This is a genomic window from Bacteroidota bacterium (assembly GCA_016722565.1).
Taxonomy (GTDB): Bacteria; Bacteroidota; Bacteroidia; order 2-12-FULL-35-15; family 2-12-FULL-35-15; genus 2-12-FULL-35-15.
In genome coordinates this window covers 1,022,206-1,041,169 of the sequence record JADKIU010000001.1, presented here as the reverse complement: position 1 = coordinate 1,041,169, position 18,964 = coordinate 1,022,206, and the positions used below count along the sequence as shown (strand labels likewise).

Below are 18,964 nucleotides of genomic sequence, written 5' to 3'. Positions count from 1 at the left end.
CAACGATTAATGTTTACCAATCCAATCAGCACGCAATTTCAATTGCTCGTCTTTTGCATTCGGCAATAAAATTAAACGGCTACTGGCAGCAGGTAAAACAGGAATTAATTTCGATTTTAATTTTACCTTTTTTGCTTTGGAGTTTTCAGTTTTTTTACGAGCCACCACAACAGTCAAAACATCTCCCTCTTTAGCAGATTGAAGATAACCGCCCAAAATCTCTTGTGCATTTTGCAGTGTTACTTTTTTACCATTAAACTTTACAAGTTCATCATATTCCTGATATCCCATAATTCGGCCAAAATCATCCATCGCTGCAGTATTCACAATCATCAATCGATTGGTAGCTGTATTTAATCCAATTGCAATACCACCAATTGAAATATGTTTTTCCATATTTGCATTCCCACTTCCTATCCCAACCAATTCTAACATCTCTTTTACAGGAAGCGGTTGACTCCCTTCAACATATTTTTTAAAATAGTCGCCAATTTCAGGATAGGTCAATTGAACAATTTGTTGAAACAGCTCCTCATCTTTAAAGGATTTATTTTTTCCGTATGTTTTTGAAAGGTCAGCCATCAATTCTTGCAACCCATACTTCCCTTTTGACAAATAGCGCAATTGAATATCTAAACACAATCCGATGAGCGCTCCTTTCTGATAAACATTGGAATATTGGTCTTTGTATTTTTTCAAACACCCTTCACTCATCACCGTAAACGGAAGCGAATCGTTGTATGCTTTACTTCCGGCAATCTTTGATTCAATTACCTTTAAATAATCTGCAACACTCATGTTTCCATATTTTACTTGAACAAGTCCGGAAGCATACTCTGTTGTCCCTTCGTACAACCACAAGTGCTTTGACATCTGTGGATCATTGTAATTAAAATCACCAATTTGTTGTGCGTGAATATTCAATGGTGTTACAATGTGAAAAAACTCATGCGCAGAAACATCTCTGATTGTTTGTACTAAATATTGCTGATCCATTTCCGGTAAAAAATACACCGATGAATAACTGTGCTCTAAAGCACCACTCGCACCGGATAAACCACCGTTAGGTGTTAAATAAATCAGATATGCATATTTTTTTATTGGCAATTCGCCTCCAAGATATTCTTGCTGAGCGTATAAAATTTCGCTAATATGTTCCGCAATAAACTTAGAGGTAGTTATTCGATTTTGGCTGTAGAGCGAAATGATAATTTCAGCTCCTCCAACCTTCAACACGGTTGTATCCGGAACATTATACATCATTGGAGCATCCTGTAATTTCATGTAATCAGAAACAGAATAGGTATCCACATTATTTTTGGACACAACATCTGTTAAACTGCAGGTTCCATAAAAATTATCCGGTCGGGTAATATCTATTTGATACGACAATTCTTTTTGTCCTTCAAAATATCCAAACAAACAATGCGTATTTATTAAAAAATTCTTGCCTGCTTCAAAATTACTTCCGGCTGGTTCAAAAACATAAGGTTCTTTTATATCTGTATCCCAAGTATCTTCAACTAAATAGGTGATTTTTGCCAAACGAGCAGTCTCCAAAATTTTCCAACTATTTACATCTATTCTTTCTATTGGAATTTCTTTTCCCAAACTATCCAATGCTTTAAAATCAGATATAAAACGACCGAAATTTAATATCTCATACGTTCCTGGAACAATTTTAGGAAGACGGTAAATTGCTTCTTTTGTATTCATTGCTGGAGCAATTAATTCAACCAAAAGTTTATCATTCACACATTTTGTTAAATCAACGGAAAATTGATAACCGTTTCCGGCAAAAGGTGATAAGGGAAAAATAAAAATGAATAAAAGCGGGAGTAGGTATCGTTTCATTCTACGAATATATAATTTAAAAGAATAAGGGAATGGCTGCTACGGTACCATTCCCTTTTTGAAGAATCCTCACACTTAAAAAGAGTTTTGGAATATTCTGTACAAATTTACGTTTGTCGCCATGATTCGTTCGAATTAATACACGAATGGTAAAATTCAATTGTTAGCGGACTAATTCTTAATTTTCATGAACAACAATCTTCTCAATCACATCCCCACCTCTAATTTGTTCAATGATGTCCAACCCTTCCACTACTTTTCCAAAACATGTATGTTTTCTATCCAAATGTGCTGTTTGTGCACGGCTAATCACAATAAAAAACTGAGACCCACCGGTATCTCTGCCCGCATGTGCCATTGACAATACACCCTTATCATGAAATTGGTTGTCGCCATCCAACTCACATTTAATTGTATAACCAGGACCGCCAACTCCAGTGCCTTTTGGACAACCACCTTGAACCACAAATCCCGGAATCACACGATGAAATGTTAATCCATCATAAAATCCTTTTTTTGCCAAATCACAAAAATTCTTAACTGTTCCGGGAGCATCTTTTTCATAAAACTCCACTTTCATTGTACCTTTTGCTGTAACTATTTCTGCTGTTTTCATACGATTAGTATTACACGATTAATTTATCTTACAAATATAACATTAAGATTATTTGTAATCACTTTAAATAGCATTATCCTGTTTTTTATATTCTAATAGAAATCTACCTTTGCATCAAACTACAAGAATGAAAACTTTATTTACTTATTTCGCAAGCATCAGCGCATTAGTTTTGCTTGCTTGCAACTCCAATGAATCCGGAGAACAAAAAAAAGAACCTACCACAAAAGAAGAACTCGGAGAATTACTTTTTTCTGACCCCATACTTTCTCAAAACAACCAAATTAGTTGTGCCTCTTGTCACATTCCTGCTTTTGCATTTTCCGACACAACAAAACTCAGCAAAGGTGTAGATGGAAAATTAGGCGCAAGAAATACACCCAGCGCCATGAATCAAAGCTCCAGAAACTTTTTCTTTCACGATGGCAGAGCCGAATCGCTGGAAGACCAAGCAGCAGGGCCAATTGAAAACCCTGTGGAAATGAATTTGCCAATTGCGGAAGCCATCAAAAAATTGAATGCCGACAAAAACTACCAAACCTATTTTAAAAAAATATATAAAGAAACACCCAACAGAGCTAATTTACTAGATGCAATTGCGGCCTTCGAAAGAACCTTGGAAACAAGCGATACACCATTTGATCGATTTATGAAAAAGGATGAAAAAGCAATCAGTGAAGCAGCAAAACGTGGCCAAATTATCTTCAATGAAAAAGGAAAATGTTTCGATTGTCATTTTGGACCTGATTTTACAGGTGATCAATTTAGAAACATTGGATTGTATAACGGGAAAGACTTAAATGATGAAGGAAGATTTATTGTCACCAAAGACAGCGCGGATCTTGGTAAATTCAAAGTTCCGGGATTAAGAAATATTACCGTAACCGGTCCGTATATGCACAACGGAATGTTTAATACACTGACTGAAGTAATCGACTATTACAATACACCAAATGAATTTGTAAAAGGTAGCATTAACTCCGACTCACTTCTTTTAAAACCACTGGAATTAACAAAAGAAGAAAAATCTGACTTACTTGAATTCCTGTACACACTTACTGACGACCGTTTCAAAGCTGTTTCAAAAAAGTAAACAGTTGCTTGTGTATAAAATAAAAGTGGTTAACATAAATTAACACTTGCATAATTCAAAAAAATGCACATATTTGTAAATCCTGAAAAATAATGGATCCTGATTTAACCTTTTTTATTGATTTACAAATGAACACTCCGATGGTGATTCTTATATAAATAAACTTATATACCAGATCATTACCTCAATTGAGAATCGGATGTGGTAATGTTATATAGTATATGAAACGATTTCTCCTACTCCTTTCCTTTTTCACCATACACCTCTTCGGCCCTTCACTTTTTGCACAAACCGGAAACGATAATCATGCTTCAGACACCATTCCTTTTACCATGGATGAAGAAGAATTAATGGATTACAGCGATTCACTTGTTTTTTTTCCTGCGTCAGGTTTATATTCCGGTTGGGACACCACCAACATCCATACTATGAAAGCGGATCTGAAATCACTCAACGATAGCGTGAGAGAGTTTGCTTTGTACAACGAACACAACTGCGGATATGTTCATCCTTTTTCTGGAAAAGTAACTTCAAAATTTGGCCCTCGAAAAAAACGTTACCATTATGGTGTAGACATCGATTTAGAAACCGGAGATGCTGTTAATGCAGCTTTTGATGGAAAAATTCGAATCGCTAAAAAAAGTAAGAGCTATGGAAATGTGATTGTGATTCGTCACGACAATGGATTAGAAACCTATTATGCGCATCTATCAAAGGTGAATGTAACCGTTGGACAGGAAGTTTTTGCCGGAGACGTTATCGGACTTGGTGGTAACACAGGACGCTCCAGAGGCAGTCATCTTCATTTTGAAGTTCGATATCTCGGCCATCCCATTAACCCAACTGAAATCATTTCGTTTGATGACCAGAAATTAGTATCCAATATGCTGTGTATCGATATGGCAACATTTGACTATGTTTCTGAGGCAAAAAAAGCAGCTGCAAAAAACTATGCCAGTTCCAAAGGAAAAAAAGTACACGTGGTAAAGAAAGGAGATACACTTTCAGCTATTGCCAGAAAATACGGAACAACAACGAAAGCTTTGTGCAAAAAAAATGGGATTAAAGCAACCAGCACCTTGCGACTGGGACAAAAAATTAAACTCTAATTTAAAAGCCTTCTTCTTTCCAGAGATAAGTGCGTGTTGCAGCATTATAATATGCTTGCTTTAAATTCTTTTCAAGCTTATAAATGTTTTCTCTTACACGTATAATTTCATCCATCTCAAAATCAACAACAACTTTTCCTGAAACATCAATCATCCCCTCTCGCTCATCCTCATCCATCGATAACCTCACAATACATAAACCATCTCTAAACACGGCTATATTTTCCGATTCATATAAAAAATCAACTAACACTTTTCCTGTCTTATGGATATAACCGAGCTTTCCATTTTTTATAGTCGCTGCAATACAATCGTTAAATTCTTTTACAGATTGAAAGCTATACGGAATTTGCATTTTTAATTTTTCATCCAGAAACCCCCATTTATCTTTTTTCATCACAGGCGCCAAACCTTCTGTAAAAGGCTCTATTCGATCAAAATCTTTTGCCGTAACATACTTCCCTGATGGATCAATCAAACCTTGCTTCCCATTTTTTTCTGCAACAGCAAAGCCATTTTTAAATCCAAGGGGCAACCAAAAATTTCCACTATAATCAAACTCTATCGGAATAATTATTTTCCCTGCTGTGTTTGCAAAACCATATTTCTGCTCTTTCATCACCATCACCATTCCTTCTTGATAATCTCCAATTAAATCATACTCACAAGCAAGAATCAGCTCTCCACTTTGATTGATGATTCCCATTTTTTTTAGTGATTTCACTTTTGCCAACCCATTTTTAAAATTATCTACCCAATCAAATTTAAATGGAACCACCACTTCTCCCTTTTTATTAATATAACCACTTTGTCCGCCCAACTCAACAGCAGCAAGTCCTTCTGTAAAATCAAAGGCCTTCGTGTAGGTCATTGGAATAATTAAATCACCTTGCTCATTCACGTAACCAAATTTATCACCGATTGAAACTGCGGCCATGCCTTCTGAAAATTCAGAAATTTCATCGTAATTGCAAGGTAAAATGCGTTTCCCCAACTTATTGATCAAACCATATTTTTCATTTAATCGAACAACGGAATAGCCATTTTTAAAAGCTTCTACCTGATCATAAATAAAAGGAATGACCAACTTTCCTGATTTATCAATAAAGCCGGATTGATTATTTAAACCGCATTCTGCTAATCCTTCTGAAAAATCTTCTACCCATTCGTAAATACAAGGAACAGCGGAACGACCCGATTCATCAACAAATCCCCACTTTCCATTTTCACGAATAGGAAATAAAAGTTTATTCACCAGCACAATATCTTGCTCCAAAATATCTTTAAAAGGAAAATCTGGAAATGCAGTCTTAAAGTCAAGTACCGATTTTAAATCAAATGTTCTTGTATACAATGTGTATAATGTAAGCCATGCATATTCAACGTTTGGATTATCGGGATACTTTTTTACAAACTGATGATACTCTTCTTTCGTTTCGTTTTTAGTTGATAAAGAAAATATTTTATTTTTTGCTTCATCAGCAAACGGACTGTAGGGATCTTGAATTAAAAATTGTTCGAACGCCTCAATCGTATTATTTTTAGTCAGCTCTTTAAATTTTGTTAAATGAAACAATTCCCTTGCTTCTTTCACTTCGTTAGCAAGCGGATAGGTTTCGATAAACGATTCATAGGCTTTATACGTATCTTCAACTTTCGCTTGGTTGAATGCCAAACGGTTTCTTAAATCAATTGCATCATAACATTCAGGTGCTGTAATATAAATAGCAATAAATTTATCGAATGCCGCTATTAATTTTGACGCTTATAAAAATCAAAAGCTTTTTCATGAATTCGATTTTTTAATGAATCGATTGCAACAGCGGTGCATCCATATTTCGAATACGCAATTTTATTTTTTTCGGATAGGGATTGAATTTTTTTTTCAGAGAGGATGATATAGTGATACGCACTATCAATATTGGAAAAAGGATTATCAGCTCTAAAATAAATATTGCTTAGACCATACGCTGCCGGTGCCGATTCCTTTTTTAATGATTTCTCAAACAACCGTTTCGCTTCAAAATAATTATAGATTTTTAATGCATCATACGCTTTTGAGAGTTTCCCGCCAAAAGCAGAAAAAGACATACTGAAACACACACAAAACACAACTATTTTTAAACGACCCATTCTTCTATTTAAATATGAGGCAAAAATAATCCAAATAACACAACTAAATCTTTTTTTCTTTTGATTGGAATGGCAATTTATTAGTACTTTTGAGCGTTATTTAAAATATAAATTGCGACCTATGTTTTCTCGTGGACAACTGATCTTTGCCATTGTTTTTTTTCTACTATTTTTAGTAGGAATTATATGGGCGTATAGCAAGGACAAAGGCGACAACAAGCAATTGTTCAAAGGAAGCTACAAAGTTTTGGTGTTTGCATTGTTTGTATTTTTTGCCCTTTATGGCATTGTCAAGCTGAAACATCTCTTAATTGACTGATTCAAATTTCACTTTAAATGACTAAAAAACAGCTCATTACGGTTATTTTTTCAATTTCTTATTGATTATTTTACCCAAAAACTTGCTTTTCTTTTCGATAAATTATATATATTTGTAGACGAATTTACATTACTTGAATTAATAAAATGAAAAACCTACTCCTTCTTTTAACCTTATTTTTGACTTCGCTTGGCAATGCTTTTGCCGGTATTATTGTTGTTGAAGGCAAGTATCAGGATAAAAATTTATACGTGCAGAACGGATATGCCGGTAATGGTGTTGGATTTTGTACCTATGAAGTAACAATTAACGGTAAAACATCCACAGATGAAGTAAATTCATCTGCTTTTGAAATTGACTTTGTAGCATTTGCTATTAAACCCGGCACACCGGTGATTGTTGAAATTCGTCATAAAGATGATTGCAGTCCGAAAGTATTAAATCCAGAAGCATTAAAACCGAGAGCAACCTTCGAAGTTATCAATATTGAAATAGATAAAAATGCGATTTTAAATTGGTCAACAAAAAATGAAATGGGTTCTTTACCATACATTGTTGAACAATTCCGTTGGAACAAATGGATTCCTGTTGGTGAAGTAAAAGGGAACGGTGCGATGGATAAAAACACCTATTCTTTTCAAACTACTTCTCATTCCGGTGAAAACAAATTTCGTGTAAAACAAATAGGTTATGGTGATTTGGCTAAAACGTCATCTAATGTCACTTACATTTCTGCAACTGGTCAGCCAACTTATACGATGAATAAAACCGGTACTGAAATTGATTTTTCAGCAGAAACAATGTATGAAGTTTTTGATGAATATGGTAATGTTATCAAACGTGGTTATGGCAACAGGCTTGACATTTCAAACTTATCAAAAGGAAGCTATTATTTGTGTTATGATAATATCATGACGGACTTTGTGAAGAAGAAGTAAATTTTAATTCAGCTACCACTGCATTTAATTCACTAATCATCATTGCAGTTGCACCCCATATTGTTAAACCCTCTATTTCATAATAGGGGGTTTTTATTTTGAATCCACCGCTTTGTAAAATTGATTTTTCCTTAATGATTTCTTTGTTGTTCAATTGAAACAAATCCACCGTTATAACACGCGCTACTTCACGGGCATCCACAATAAAATCAGGCTTTTGATGAACCACACCAATAAATGGTTTTACTAAAAAATTACTGGGAGTGATATACACTTCTGTTAAACTTCCCAGCACCTTTATTTGTTCAGGCAATAGCCCGATTTCCTCATTCGTTTCACGCAATGCTGTTTGTTTTAAATCAAGATCTCCGTCTTCGAATTTTCCTCCGGGAAAAGCAACTTGACCGCTATGCACGCCTTCGTAAGTTCCTCGTTGAATCAAAACTGCATGAATAGTTTCGTCATGAGGATATAAAACAATCATCACTGCGCTTTTTTTTGGGGATATTTCGGCAAAAGAAATTTCAGAACGTTTTTTTCGTGCTATTGGCGCCATCGAAAACTGAGCTGCTTCTCCTGGCAACTCTTTATTTAAGCGACTTTCCAACTGTTCTATAAAGCTCCGAAACATTATTTTTTATCGGTTTTTTTATCAATATCCTAAAAAATTGCATCCATTACCAAAATCAGACGAAACAAAGTCTGCCCGAATGCCGTACTACACACTAACTCTAAACAACAACCCCATGAACTCAGAACAATTACAAGAAGTAGTTCAGTGGCTAAACCAGCAAATTGTACATGTGAATGAGGTGATTAATGAAGCTCATCGCACAAGTAACTTAGGAAGAGAAACACAATACGAAGGTATGCGTGATGCTTTTATGAGATGCTTAAACAAGATCAACAACAAAGCTGGCGGATAGCAACTATTGAGCAATACATATAACCTGACCGGGCTTCAGTCGCACTTTACCTGTTAAGCCATTCATCTGCCTGATTGAAACTGTTGTGGTTGCATATCGTTTTGCCAATTCAAATACGGTATCACCTTTCTCTACAATATGTTCCTTTTCACCTGCTGGATATGCCGCCAACCCCCATTTCGTTTTCTTAATGGTGATTTCATTACACAATATTTTCTGCTCTTTAAAAGAAATTAAATACTTCGGATTAATCGGCACACCTTTAAATCGAACTTCAAAATGTAAATGCGAACCGGTTGAATGACCTGTACTTCCACCCAACCCAACTACTTGCCCAGCGATAATCACTTGTCCGGGCTTTACTTTCAACTTCGACAAGTGTGCATATACAGTTTCTAAACCATTATAATGACGCACAATCACCACATTTCCAAATCCGCCATAACGTTTCGCAACCCTTACCATTCCATCAAAAGCCGCACAAACCTTATCTCCTTTATTCAAATCGATATCCACTCCATTGTGCTGAGCACTGTCTCTCCAACCAAAACCGGAAGTCATTGGCCCATTAAATGGATGGAAATAATCGCCTCGCTCCCCACCATTTAATTGCAAGGTAACCGAAGTGTCTCCCTTTAACTTAAGCATATCTTTTTCCGGAAACAGGTTATTGATTTCCCAACTAACATATAAATCAGAAGCAGGAAAACTATTAGCAATAGCAGACTTCAACTCATTTTTAGCATCTTCCTCATTAAAATGAGCGATTGCCATGTTGATTTCATTCATTAAATCTCTAGGGATGGTGTCCATCTCAAAAAGGAAATCAACCAAAGAGCTCAATTGCTCCCGATTCATATTCTGAATTAAACTTTTTGGTTTTGCAGCACTAGTTGACAAGGTATCCGGACCCGAAAAGGCAGTTGCAGCAGTTGTTTTCACAACACTACAAAAGAATATACTACTTATTAAAATAGCATAAATCTTGAAACAGGAGTATGTTTTTAGTTTGTCCATTTAGCCCTACCACAGGTTTTGGGATAGCTAAATTAACCATTTTGAGGTAAAAAGCAAATCCCATCAGTACATTGTACGGATGGGATTTGGTAGAGTTAGGTATAAAAACGTTAATTTGTCTTGCCAGGATATACTTTCAAGGCTTTTTCCAAACAAATCATTGCATTTTTAAGGGATTCTTTATTTAATACATAAGCCAAGCGCACCTCATTGGTTCCAGCTCCGGGTGTAGAATAAAATCCGGTGGCAGGTGCCAGCATTACGGTTTGACCTTCATGTTCGAAAGATTCCAATAACCATTGACAGAATTTATCGGCATTATCAATTGGCAAACGAGCAATGCAATAAAAAGCTCCACTAGGTTTCGGACAAAATACACCGTCCATTTTATTTAGCGCCTCAATCACAAAATTTCTGCGCTCCACATATTCTTTTTGCACTTTATCAAAATACGCTTTTGGTGTTTTCAAAGCGGCCTCCGCTCCTATTTGTCCGAAGGTAGGCGGGCTCAATCGTGCCTGAGCAAATTTCATTGCCGTTGCCATTACCTCTTTGTTTTTGGAAATCAATGCTCCAATTCTGGCGCCACAAGCACTGTAACGCTTTGAAATTGAATCTAACAAAATCACATTGTTATCAATACCTGACAAATGCATTACTGAAACATATTCTTTTCCATCGTAACAAAACTCACGGTATACTTCATCACTCAATAAAAACAAATCGTATTTCAACACCAGTTGTTTCAAAGATTCTAACTCTTCGCGTGAATATAAATAACCGGTAGGGTTGCCGGGATTACAAATCATAATCCCTTTTGTTTTAGGAGTAATTAATTTTTCGAAATCAGAAATAGGTGGCAATGCAAATCCGGTTTCTATATAGGATTTAACTGGAACTACTTTTACATCTGCTGCACAAGAAAATCCATTGTAGTTGGCGTAAAAAGGCTCCGGAATAATAATTTCATCTCCATCATTGAAGCAGGTCATCATGGCAATGGATATCGCTTCCGACCCTCCTGTGGTAATGATGATATCGTTTTGATCAATATTAATATTGAATGTTCTATAGTATTCTGCCAACTTTGTTCTATACGATTCAATACCTGCAGAATGTGAATATTCCAGCACTTTGATATCAGCATTTTTTATCGCATTCAACATCACTTCAGGCGTTTCAATATCCGGCTGACCAATGTTTAAATGATAAATTTTACGTCCTACTTTTTTAGCTGCTTCAGCAAATGGAACGAGCTTACGGATGGGTGATGAAGGCATTGAATTGCCTTTGGAAGAAACTTTTGGCATTTGTATAATTTTTAAAAGTCCCCAAAGTTACTATTTTTTTTAACCTAAACTTCTCTTTGAGAACGGGAGAAATGTGCTATCCAACCTTAATTTTTCTTTGGCTTGAGCACCACACCTTTGAAGCGTAATTCGGTAGGAGAATTGGTGGCATTAGAAATCACTTTTACGATGCGATCTTGACGATCGTACTTCTGGTGCGTATCAAATGTCACTTTCAGAACATAAGTTTCGCCAGGCTGGATGGTTTTGGTCACCGCTTCCATAACAGTACAACCACATTCCACGTCATAATTAGAGATAACAAGGGGCTTATCCCCAACATTTTTAAGCTCGTAGGATAATCGCACAGTATCCCCTTCATGCACAAAGCCAAAATTTTGTTTGGCGTCTTTCAATTTTATTTCTTGCGAAATACCGGGGATTGCAATTGCAACTAAAATGAGAATCAATAAGGATTTAATGAAATTCATACCTAAAGATAATAATTATTTAGGAGCCAAAACCTCACCTTTTATCTTTAAAACGAGAGAAGGTCGTTCCCCATCATTCGACTGAACGGTAAGCGTTTTTTCAAACTTCCCGACTCTTTTTGTATCGTAATGTGCTTTAATCACGACTGATTTACCTGGAGCAATTGGTTCTTTCGGCCAGCTTGCAACTAAACAGCCACAAGAAGAATTTACATTCGTTAAGATAAGCGGTTCTTTTCCAACATTCGTAAATTTAAACTCACGATTTCCATCGCCATCTTGTGGTAGCGTTCCGTAATCAACTACCTCCGATTCAAATTTGATTTTAGCACCACCCGTATTTGAAGCAACGGGTTGTTGTGCAGACATTGTAAATGCAAACAGGCAAAAGCTGATAAAGAGAGATAGATTTTTCATTTTACGAAGTATTGATTAGTTTACATGTAACAGGCAACTTTCATTCCAAAGCGATGATTTGGTATAAAAAAATCAAACCCTTTTGGTAATAGAACCAAAAGGGCTTGAAATAGATACTAATAAACAAAACAAACTAGTGCTTTTGCTCAGCAGGAGCAGGAGTTGTTGGTGCTGGTGTTGGATCTGGTTTTACTACACCTTTAATTTTTAATATTTTTGCAGGAGTGTCAGCATTTGAAGTTAACGTTACAGTTTTTTCAAATTGACCAACTCTATCAGTAGCATAGTGTACTTTAATTACAGCAGAAGCACCTGGTTTGATTGGTTCTTTTGGCCAAACTGGAGTTGTACATCCGCATGAACCTACTGCATTTGAAATGATTAATGGCTCTTTTCCAACATTGGTGAATTTAAATTCACGATCACCGTTCGCATTGTGTTCGATTGTACCATAATCAACTACCTCTGTTTCAAATTTGAATTTCGGAGCATTTGGATTTACTGGATTTGGAGTTACAGCTTCTTGTGCATTCGCACCAACCGCAACACATAGCATTAAGCCAATTGATAGGATAACTTTTTTCATTGTTTGTGATTTTGAGATTTTAATTATTTAGTTTAATTGATTTAGTGTTTTTCTAATGGAGTTGCACCATCATCTTTTTTACCATTCGAAGGAAATGCTTCTTCTACAGGAGCTGGTTCAACTTTACCTTTAATCGTTAACAATTTTGATGCCGTTTTTGCATTTGAGGTAACAGTTACTGTTTTATTAAAGTTTCCGGCACGTTTTGTATCATAAGTAACCTTAATTACCTGAGTTTCACCCGGTTTAATTGGAACATTTTTAGGATACGTGGGAACGGTACAACCGCAAGACCCTTTTGCATCGGAAATAATCAATGGTTCTTTTCCGGTGTTTTTAAATTTAAACTCATACGTCCCATTTCCAGCATACTCAATATTTCCGAAATCATGTGTTTCTTGCTCAAAGGTGATTTCAGCTAAGCTGGTAGGTGCAGGCGGAGGAGTTACTTTTTCCTGAGCGGATGCAGCAAAAACAGTAAATAATACTGTTCCGAATGTGAAGGCTAATTTTTTCATTTTTGTATACAATTTAATCGTTTTTCAGCGCTAATTTCTTGTTTTAATTTACAGCCAAAACCATGCCATAATCAAAAAAAGAAAGGAAAATTAATTTTTACTAGATTTGCCTACTTTTTTAAGAAGAACGAAGTAAGTAAATAAATATGGAAATTCCTAAAACATACGATCCAAAAGTTACCGAAGATAAGTGGTATGCCCATTGGTTAAAGCATAAATTTTTTAAATCAACTCCTGATGACCGGGAGCCATACACCATTGTAATTCCTCCACCAAACGTTACAGGAGTATTGCACATGGGACATATGTTAAACAATACCATTCAGGATGTATTGATCCGAAGAGCACGTATGCAAGGTAAAAACGCCTGCTGGGTGCCCGGAACCGACCATGCATCTATTGCTACAGAAGCAAAAGTAGTTGCATTGTTAGCCGAAAAAGGAATTAAAAAAACGGATTTGTCTCGCGAAGATTTCCTCAAACATGCTTGGGAATGGAAAGAAAAATACGGTGGTATCATTCTTAAACAATTGGAAAAACTGGGCGCTTCCTGCGATTGGGATCGCACCCGTTTTACAATGGAGGAAGATTTGAGCGAAGCAGTTATTGATGTGTTTATCGACTTATATAACAAAGGACAAATTTATCGTGGTGTACGCATGGTGAACTGGGATCCGCAAGGATTAACAGCTGTATCAGACGAAGAAGTAATTCACAAAGAAGTGAACTCCAAATTATATTATGTTAAATATAAAATAGAAGGAACTGAAGAATTTGTAACTGTTGCCACTACTCGTCCGGAAACAATCCTTGGCGATACCGCCATCTGTGTTCACCCGGAAGATGAACGCTACAAACATTTAAAAGGGAAACGAGCAATTGTTCCAATGGTGAACCGTTCTGTCCCAATTATTTTGATACCTACATTGATTTAGAATTTGGAACCGGTGCACTAAAAGTGACGCCAGCGCACGATATTAACGATTACAACTTGGGTGTTAAACACAAACTCGAAGTGATTGACACCTTTGCTGCTGATGGAAAAATGAGTGCTGCTGCACAATTTTACATTGGTGAAGATCGCTTTGCAGTTCGTAAAAAAATTGCGAAGGATCTGGAAGAGATGGGACAGATTTTAAAAATCGAAGACATCAAAAACAAAGTAGGCTATAGTGAGCGCACCAATGCTGTGATTGAACCAAAGCTTTCCATGCAATGGTTTTTGAAAATGGATAAAATTTCAAAACCGGCCTTAGAGAATGTATTGAATGGTGAAATAAAATTGATTCCTGAAAAGTTTGTAAACACCTACAAGCATTGGATGGAAAATGTTCACGACTGGTGTATCTCTCGTCAATTGTGGTGGGGACAGCGCATTCCAGCCTGGTACGATGATAAAGGAAACACAGTTGTTGCAAAAACACAAGAAGAAGCATTACAAAAATTAAAAGAAAAAAATTCAGCAGTTACTGCAAATCAAATTAAGCAAGACGAAGATGTATTGGATACATGGTTCTCTTCCTGGCTTTGGCCGATAAGTGTTTTTGACGGATTTAAAAATCCTGAAGGCAAAGACATCAAATATTATTATCCGACAAATGATTTAGTAACCGCTCCTGAAATTTTATTTTTCTGGGTTGCACGAATGATTATTGCTGGTTATGAATACCAAGGCAAAAAACCTTTTACCAATGTTTATTTAACGGGAATTGTGCGTGATAAACAAGGACGAAAAATGAGCAAGTCGCTTGGTAACTCTCCTGACCCAATTGAGTTAATTGAAAAATTTGGAGCAGATGGCGTGCGTGTCGGAATGTTATTATGTTCGCCTGCCGGTAATGATTTACCTTTTGATGAAAGCATGTGTGAGCAAGGAAGAAACTTTTCAAATAAAGTTTGGAATGCTTTCCGTTTAATCAAAGGATTTGAAGTAAGCAGTGCTATCCAACAAAACGATTCCAATAAAATTGCAATCGAATGGTTTGATGCAAAATTCAATGAACAGGTAGAAATCATCAACGATTTGTATTCGAAATATCGAATGAGTGAAGCTTTAATGACCACTTATAAATTGGTTTGGGATGATTTCTGTGCATGGTATTTAGAGATGATCAAACCTGAATTTGTAGATGGCAAATCTTTACCGATTGATAAAGCAACGTATGATGCCACTCTTGTTTTCTTGGAAAAAGTATTAAAAGTATTGCATCCATTTATGCCATTTATCACTGAGGAAATTTGGCATTTGATTGCTGATCGTTCGGAAAAGGATTGCATCATTGTTGCCGAATGGCCAAAGACAAAAAACGAAACGGCCGACATCATCAAACATTTTGATGTGGTAATGGAAGTGATTACCAACATACGCAACATCCGCAAGCAAAAAAATATTTCTCCGAAAGAGAAGCTGCAAGTATTTGAAAAAGTAAATCAAGGAGAGGTGATTAAAACCTACGATTCATTAATTATCAAACTTTGTAATTTAAGTAGCTTCGAATATGTTACCGCGAAAGTGGATGGAGCATTTTCATTTGTATTAAAACATGCTGAGTACTATGTTCCGTTATCACAAAACATTGATGTAGCAGCAGAGAAAGAACGTTTGGCAAAAGACTTGGATTACAATAAAGGATTCTTAAAATCCGTGCAAGCAAAATTGGCAAACGAAAAATTTGTTGCCAATGCTAAACCAGAGATGGTAGAAAACGAAAAGAAAAAATTGGCAGATGCCGAATCAAAAATAAAAGCCATTGAAGAACAATTGGCTGGATTAAAATAGTACCTAAACAAAAACAAATGGCTAACCGCAGAGACGTAAAAAGAAACATCAATCATTTAATGGGTGATGTAATTGAAGAGTATTATAATGCTTTATTGAGCGGTGACTCCCGTTTGGATGAAAGTCAAATTGAAGCATTGGTGGATGAATGTGTTGACCTTGCTGATGATTTAATTTCAAAGGTAAACAGCACCAAGAAATTAAAAACTAGAGCAGAAGTAAAAAAACATTATGCTCAAATCAATGAAAAATTGGGTGAAGGAGTAATTAAGTTCTTAGCGAAGTCGAAAGAGATTTAAGTTTTTCTAATTCAAACTGTTTTTGAAAACATAGGTTTCATATTACCGTCATTGCGAGGAACGAAGCAATCTAACATCACAAGAAAAGAGTCGATCCAAGACCAGATTGCTTCGTTCCTCGCAATGACGTTCTAAATATAACAATACCGGAATCAACAATAAATTCTTTTACAAAGACGTTCCTCAATAAAAAACACATGTATAAGAATTCACTCCTCCTACTCTTCTGCATTTCAATCTTCTCGTTTAAAACGGACCTAAAAACAACCACCCGTTTAAAACAAAAATCAAAAGATGCGGTCACTTTTTGTAAATCGAATGGTTATAATACCGACTTCTGCATTTTAATCGACATGAATATTCATTCCGGTAAAAAGCGTGCATTTTTATGGGACATGAAAAAGGATTCCATCCTTGCTTCCGGAATGTGTGCTCACGGATGCGGAAACAATCCTTGGGGTGAAACGTATACCAAAGAAAAACCAAAATTTAGTAATACACCTGATAGCCATTGCACCTCCATTGGGAAATTCAAAGTGGGAAAACGAGGCTATAGCAATTGGGGAATCAATGTCAACTATTTACTTCATGGCTTAGAAAGCACTAACAGCAATGCTTTGAAACGACAAATTGTTTTACATTCTTGGGACGATGTTCCGGAAAACGAAGTACATCCTTATGGAACACCGGAAGGATGGGGATGCCCGGCTGTAGATAATAAATTCATGAAAACATTGGATCCAAAATTAAAAGCTTCGGGGAAACCGGTTTTATTGTGGATGTTTGATTGAGCATTGACAAAATGATTATATTTCAATACCACCTCTTACGCGCCTTCTCGACTCCGCTCGAAGTGACAACACACGTCAGTTCGAGCGAAGTCGAGAACAGGTGCACAATAATTAAAATTATGAGAAAACTCTTACTCTTTATCGTTCCAATTCTCTTCCTGTCCTCGTGTGGTGCACTTGGCATCCATTTAAAAGTATACAATCCAAAGAAAGCAGGAACGTATCCGAAAGAAACAAAACAAAATAAGTTATTGGCAGAAACAACAAAATACAGAACCTGTTTTGATGTTTACCACAATAAAATTACTGTTGGAATTGAACCATCTGAAAAATTCATTCGAGGAATTGTAACCATCAGTGCAAAAGCCGTAGTTGATTTTGATACTCTTCAGCTCGATCTATACAAAAATATGACTGTCTACACAGTTGACTCTGAAAAAAACCCATTGAATTATTGGCGCGAAGAAGGCGCAATTTTTATAAAAATGCCCCAAACAGTTAAAGCCGGAACAAATTTTTCGGTCGAAATTGCCTTCGATGGTAATCCAACAGAAGCAAAGCGTCCTCCTTGGGATGGAGGTTTCGTTTGGAAAAAAGACAAAGATGGAAACCCATGGATTGGTGTAGCGTGTGAAAGCGAAGGCTCTAGTTTATGGTGGCCTAGCAAGGATGTAATGAACGATGAAGCCGACAGCACTGATGTAACAATCATCGTTCCAAAAGATTTGGTGGCGGTAAGCAACGGAGTTTTAAAAGACACCAGCTTTATAGAAGAAAGCAAAGCCTACCATTGGCATATCTCTTACCCGATCAATAACTACAATGTGACTTTGTACGTGGGAAATTTCAAATTATTAGAAGACAAATATGAAAGTAATGTGAGTGGAAAAACCACAGCCCTCAATCATTATGTACTTCCGTATAATTACGAAAAAGCAAAACTGCACTTCCAACAAGTAAAAAAACACATGGCTTTTTACGAAAAAATGTTTGGCCCTTACCCATGGCAACGCGATGGTTTTAAATTAGTAGAATCACCTTATGCAGGAATGGAACATCAATCGGCAATCGCTTATGGAAATGGATATAAAAACGATTATCAGGAATTATTCGATTACATCATTTTACACGAAACAGCACATGAATGGTGGGGCAACAGCGTAACAGCAGCTGACCTATCCGATGCATGGATCCATGAAGGATTTGCCAGCTATTGCGAAGCGCTTTTTGTAGAGAGCATTTCAGGCTACCAAGCGTATTTAGATTACATGTATTGGCAACGCATCAGCATTTTAAATAAACGGCCGGTAGTTCGACAAAGAGAAATCCGCTACTTCGATTACCACGATGGGGATATTTACAGCAAAGGCTCTTGGATATTGCACACATTGCGCACGACGATTGACAACGACTCCTTGTTTTTTGATATTCTAAAAACTTTTCGAATGGAAAATCACCAAAAAGAAATCTACTCTGAAACGTTTGTTGATTTGGTCAATAAAAAAACTGGAAAGGATTTTAACTGGTTTTTCAATCAATACCTCTATCAAAGAGAAGCGCCCATTTTAGAATTCAATTGGACGGACGATCAACTTTTTTTCAAATGGAAAAACACCAATGCTGATTTTGTTTTGCCTATTAAGATTTTGGTAGGTGGTAAAACCATTCAACTATTTCCAACCACGAAACTGCAGTCGATAAAACTGAGTAATGAGTATCCGAATTTTTATGATAATTCAGATCAGATGTATTATGGAACGAAGAAAAACAAAAAGTTAAAAATGTAATT

19 protein-coding genes and 1 pseudogene are annotated in these 18,964 nt (G+C 36.3%); 9 read left to right on the top strand and 11 right to left on the bottom strand.

Going from position 1 to position 18,964, the window contains the following annotated elements:
• Nucleotides 1-6: 6 nt before the first annotated feature.
• Nucleotides 7-1,854 carry a peptidase M61 gene (locus IPP64_04255; GenBank protein MBL0328628.1) on the bottom strand — a complete coding sequence of 616 codons (1,848 nt, stop codon included), beginning with the start codon at nucleotides 1,852-1,854 and terminating at the stop codon, nucleotides 7-9.
• 178 nt (nucleotides 1,855-2,032) lie between these two features.
• Nucleotides 2,033-2,470, bottom strand: coding sequence for a peptidylprolyl isomerase (locus tag IPP64_04250; protein ID MBL0328627.1), 438 nt, complete (start codon nucleotides 2,468-2,470; stop codon nucleotides 2,033-2,035).
• Nucleotides 2,471-2,597: 127 nt separating this feature from the next.
• On the opposite strand from IPP64_04250, the gene IPP64_04245 reads away from it, so the two are divergent.
• Nucleotides 2,598-3,563: a cytochrome-c peroxidase gene (locus tag IPP64_04245; protein MBL0328626.1), complete on the top strand. Its 966-nt coding sequence runs from the start codon at nucleotides 2,598-2,600 to the stop codon at nucleotides 3,561-3,563.
• 221 nt (nucleotides 3,564-3,784) lie between these two features.
• Nucleotides 3,785-4,672, top strand: coding sequence for a peptidoglycan DD-metalloendopeptidase family protein (locus IPP64_04240; GenBank protein ID MBL0328625.1), 888 nt, complete (start codon nucleotides 3,785-3,787; stop codon nucleotides 4,670-4,672).
• A 1-nt stretch (nucleotide 4,673) separates the two neighbouring features.
• On the opposite strand, the gene IPP64_04235 is transcribed toward IPP64_04240, so the two are convergent.
• Both IPP64_04235 and IPP64_04230 read right to left on the bottom strand, forming a co-directional pair.
• On the bottom strand, nucleotides 4,674-6,347 hold the full coding sequence (locus IPP64_04235; protein ID MBL0328624.1) for a WG repeat-containing protein: 1,674 nt from the start codon (nucleotides 6,345-6,347) through the stop codon (nucleotides 4,674-4,676).
• A gap of 77 nt (nucleotides 6,348-6,424) precedes the next feature.
• Nucleotides 6,425-6,805, bottom strand: a complete 381-nt coding sequence (locus IPP64_04230; protein MBL0328623.1) for a hypothetical protein — start codon at nucleotides 6,803-6,805, stop codon at nucleotides 6,425-6,427.
• A 121-nt stretch (nucleotides 6,806-6,926) separates the two neighbouring features.
• On the opposite strand from IPP64_04230, the gene IPP64_04225 reads away from it, so the two are divergent.
• Both IPP64_04225 and IPP64_04220 read left to right on the top strand, forming a co-directional pair.
• Nucleotides 6,927-7,124 (top strand): hypothetical protein, encoded by a 198-nt coding sequence (locus IPP64_04225; GenBank protein MBL0328622.1) that lies wholly within the window; start codon nucleotides 6,927-6,929, stop codon nucleotides 7,122-7,124.
• Nucleotides 7,125-7,270: 146 nt separating this feature from the next.
• Entirely contained in the window at nucleotides 7,271-8,062 is a 792-nt protein-coding gene (locus IPP64_04220) for a hypothetical protein (protein ID MBL0328621.1), read from the top strand.
• Here IPP64_04220 and IPP64_04215 read toward each other — a convergent pair.
• On the bottom strand, nucleotides 8,034-8,693 hold the full coding sequence (locus tag IPP64_04215; GenBank protein ID MBL0328620.1) for a CoA pyrophosphatase: 660 nt from the start codon (nucleotides 8,691-8,693) through the stop codon (nucleotides 8,034-8,036). The two genes, IPP64_04220 and IPP64_04215, sit on opposite strands and share 29 nt — an antisense overlap.
• 79 nt (nucleotides 8,694-8,772) lie before the next feature.
• On the opposite strand from IPP64_04215, the gene IPP64_04210 reads away from it, so the two are divergent.
• Entirely contained in the window at nucleotides 8,773-8,988 is a 216-nt protein-coding gene (locus tag IPP64_04210; protein MBL0328619.1) for a hypothetical protein, read from the top strand.
• Nucleotides 8,989-8,991: 3 nt separating this feature from the next.
• Here IPP64_04210 and IPP64_04205 read toward each other — a convergent pair whose 3' ends face one another.
• From IPP64_04205 to IPP64_04180, 6 genes are all read right to left on the bottom strand, one after another.
• The gene (locus IPP64_04205; GenBank protein MBL0328618.1) at nucleotides 8,992-9,930 is read right to left on the bottom strand and encodes a peptidoglycan DD-metalloendopeptidase family protein; all 939 of its coding nucleotides are present in this window, start codon (nucleotides 9,928-9,930) and stop codon (nucleotides 8,992-8,994) included.
• Between the two features lie 185 nt (nucleotides 9,931-10,115).
• Nucleotides 10,116-11,315: a pyridoxal phosphate-dependent aminotransferase gene (locus tag IPP64_04200; GenBank protein MBL0328617.1), complete on the bottom strand. Its 1,200-nt coding sequence runs from the start codon at nucleotides 11,313-11,315 to the stop codon at nucleotides 10,116-10,118.
• A gap of 86 nt (nucleotides 11,316-11,401) precedes the next feature.
• Nucleotides 11,402-11,785, bottom strand: coding sequence for a DUF1573 domain-containing protein (locus tag IPP64_04195; GenBank protein ID MBL0328616.1), 384 nt, complete (start codon nucleotides 11,783-11,785; stop codon nucleotides 11,402-11,404).
• 15 nt (nucleotides 11,786-11,800) lie between these two features.
• On the bottom strand, nucleotides 11,801-12,154 hold the full coding sequence (locus tag IPP64_04190) for a DUF1573 domain-containing protein (protein MBL0328615.1): 354 nt from the start codon (nucleotides 12,152-12,154) through the stop codon (nucleotides 11,801-11,803).
• Nucleotides 12,155-12,335: 181 nt separating this feature from the next.
• Nucleotides 12,336-12,788: a DUF1573 domain-containing protein gene (locus tag IPP64_04185; GenBank protein ID MBL0328614.1), complete on the bottom strand. Its 453-nt coding sequence runs from the start codon at nucleotides 12,786-12,788 to the stop codon at nucleotides 12,336-12,338.
• Between the two features lie 41 nt (nucleotides 12,789-12,829).
• Nucleotides 12,830-13,306, bottom strand: a complete 477-nt coding sequence (locus IPP64_04180; GenBank protein MBL0328613.1) for a DUF1573 domain-containing protein — start codon at nucleotides 13,304-13,306, stop codon at nucleotides 12,830-12,832.
• Nucleotides 13,307-13,452: 146 nt separating this feature from the next.
• Here IPP64_04180 and IPP64_04175 point away from each other — a divergent pair.
• The 4 genes and pseudogenes from IPP64_04175 to IPP64_04160 all read left to right on the top strand — a co-directional run bounded on the left by IPP64_04175 (nucleotide 13,453) and on the right by IPP64_04160 (nucleotide 18,962).
• Nucleotides 13,453-16,085: pseudogene (locus IPP64_04175) on the top strand (valine--tRNA ligase).
• Nucleotides 16,086-16,102: 17 nt separating this feature from the next.
• The gene (locus tag IPP64_04170) at nucleotides 16,103-16,384 is read left to right on the top strand and encodes a hypothetical protein (GenBank protein MBL0328612.1); all 282 of its coding nucleotides are present in this window, start codon (nucleotides 16,103-16,105) and stop codon (nucleotides 16,382-16,384) included.
• 197 nt (nucleotides 16,385-16,581) lie between these two features.
• Nucleotides 16,582-17,175 (top strand): murein L,D-transpeptidase catalytic domain family protein, encoded by a 594-nt coding sequence (locus IPP64_04165; protein MBL0328611.1) that lies wholly within the window; start codon nucleotides 16,582-16,584, stop codon nucleotides 17,173-17,175.
• A gap of 119 nt (nucleotides 17,176-17,294) precedes the next feature.
• Entirely contained in the window at nucleotides 17,295-18,962 is a 1,668-nt protein-coding gene (locus IPP64_04160; GenBank protein MBL0328610.1) for a M1 family metallopeptidase, read from the top strand.
• Nucleotides 18,963-18,964 lie beyond the last annotated feature (2 nt).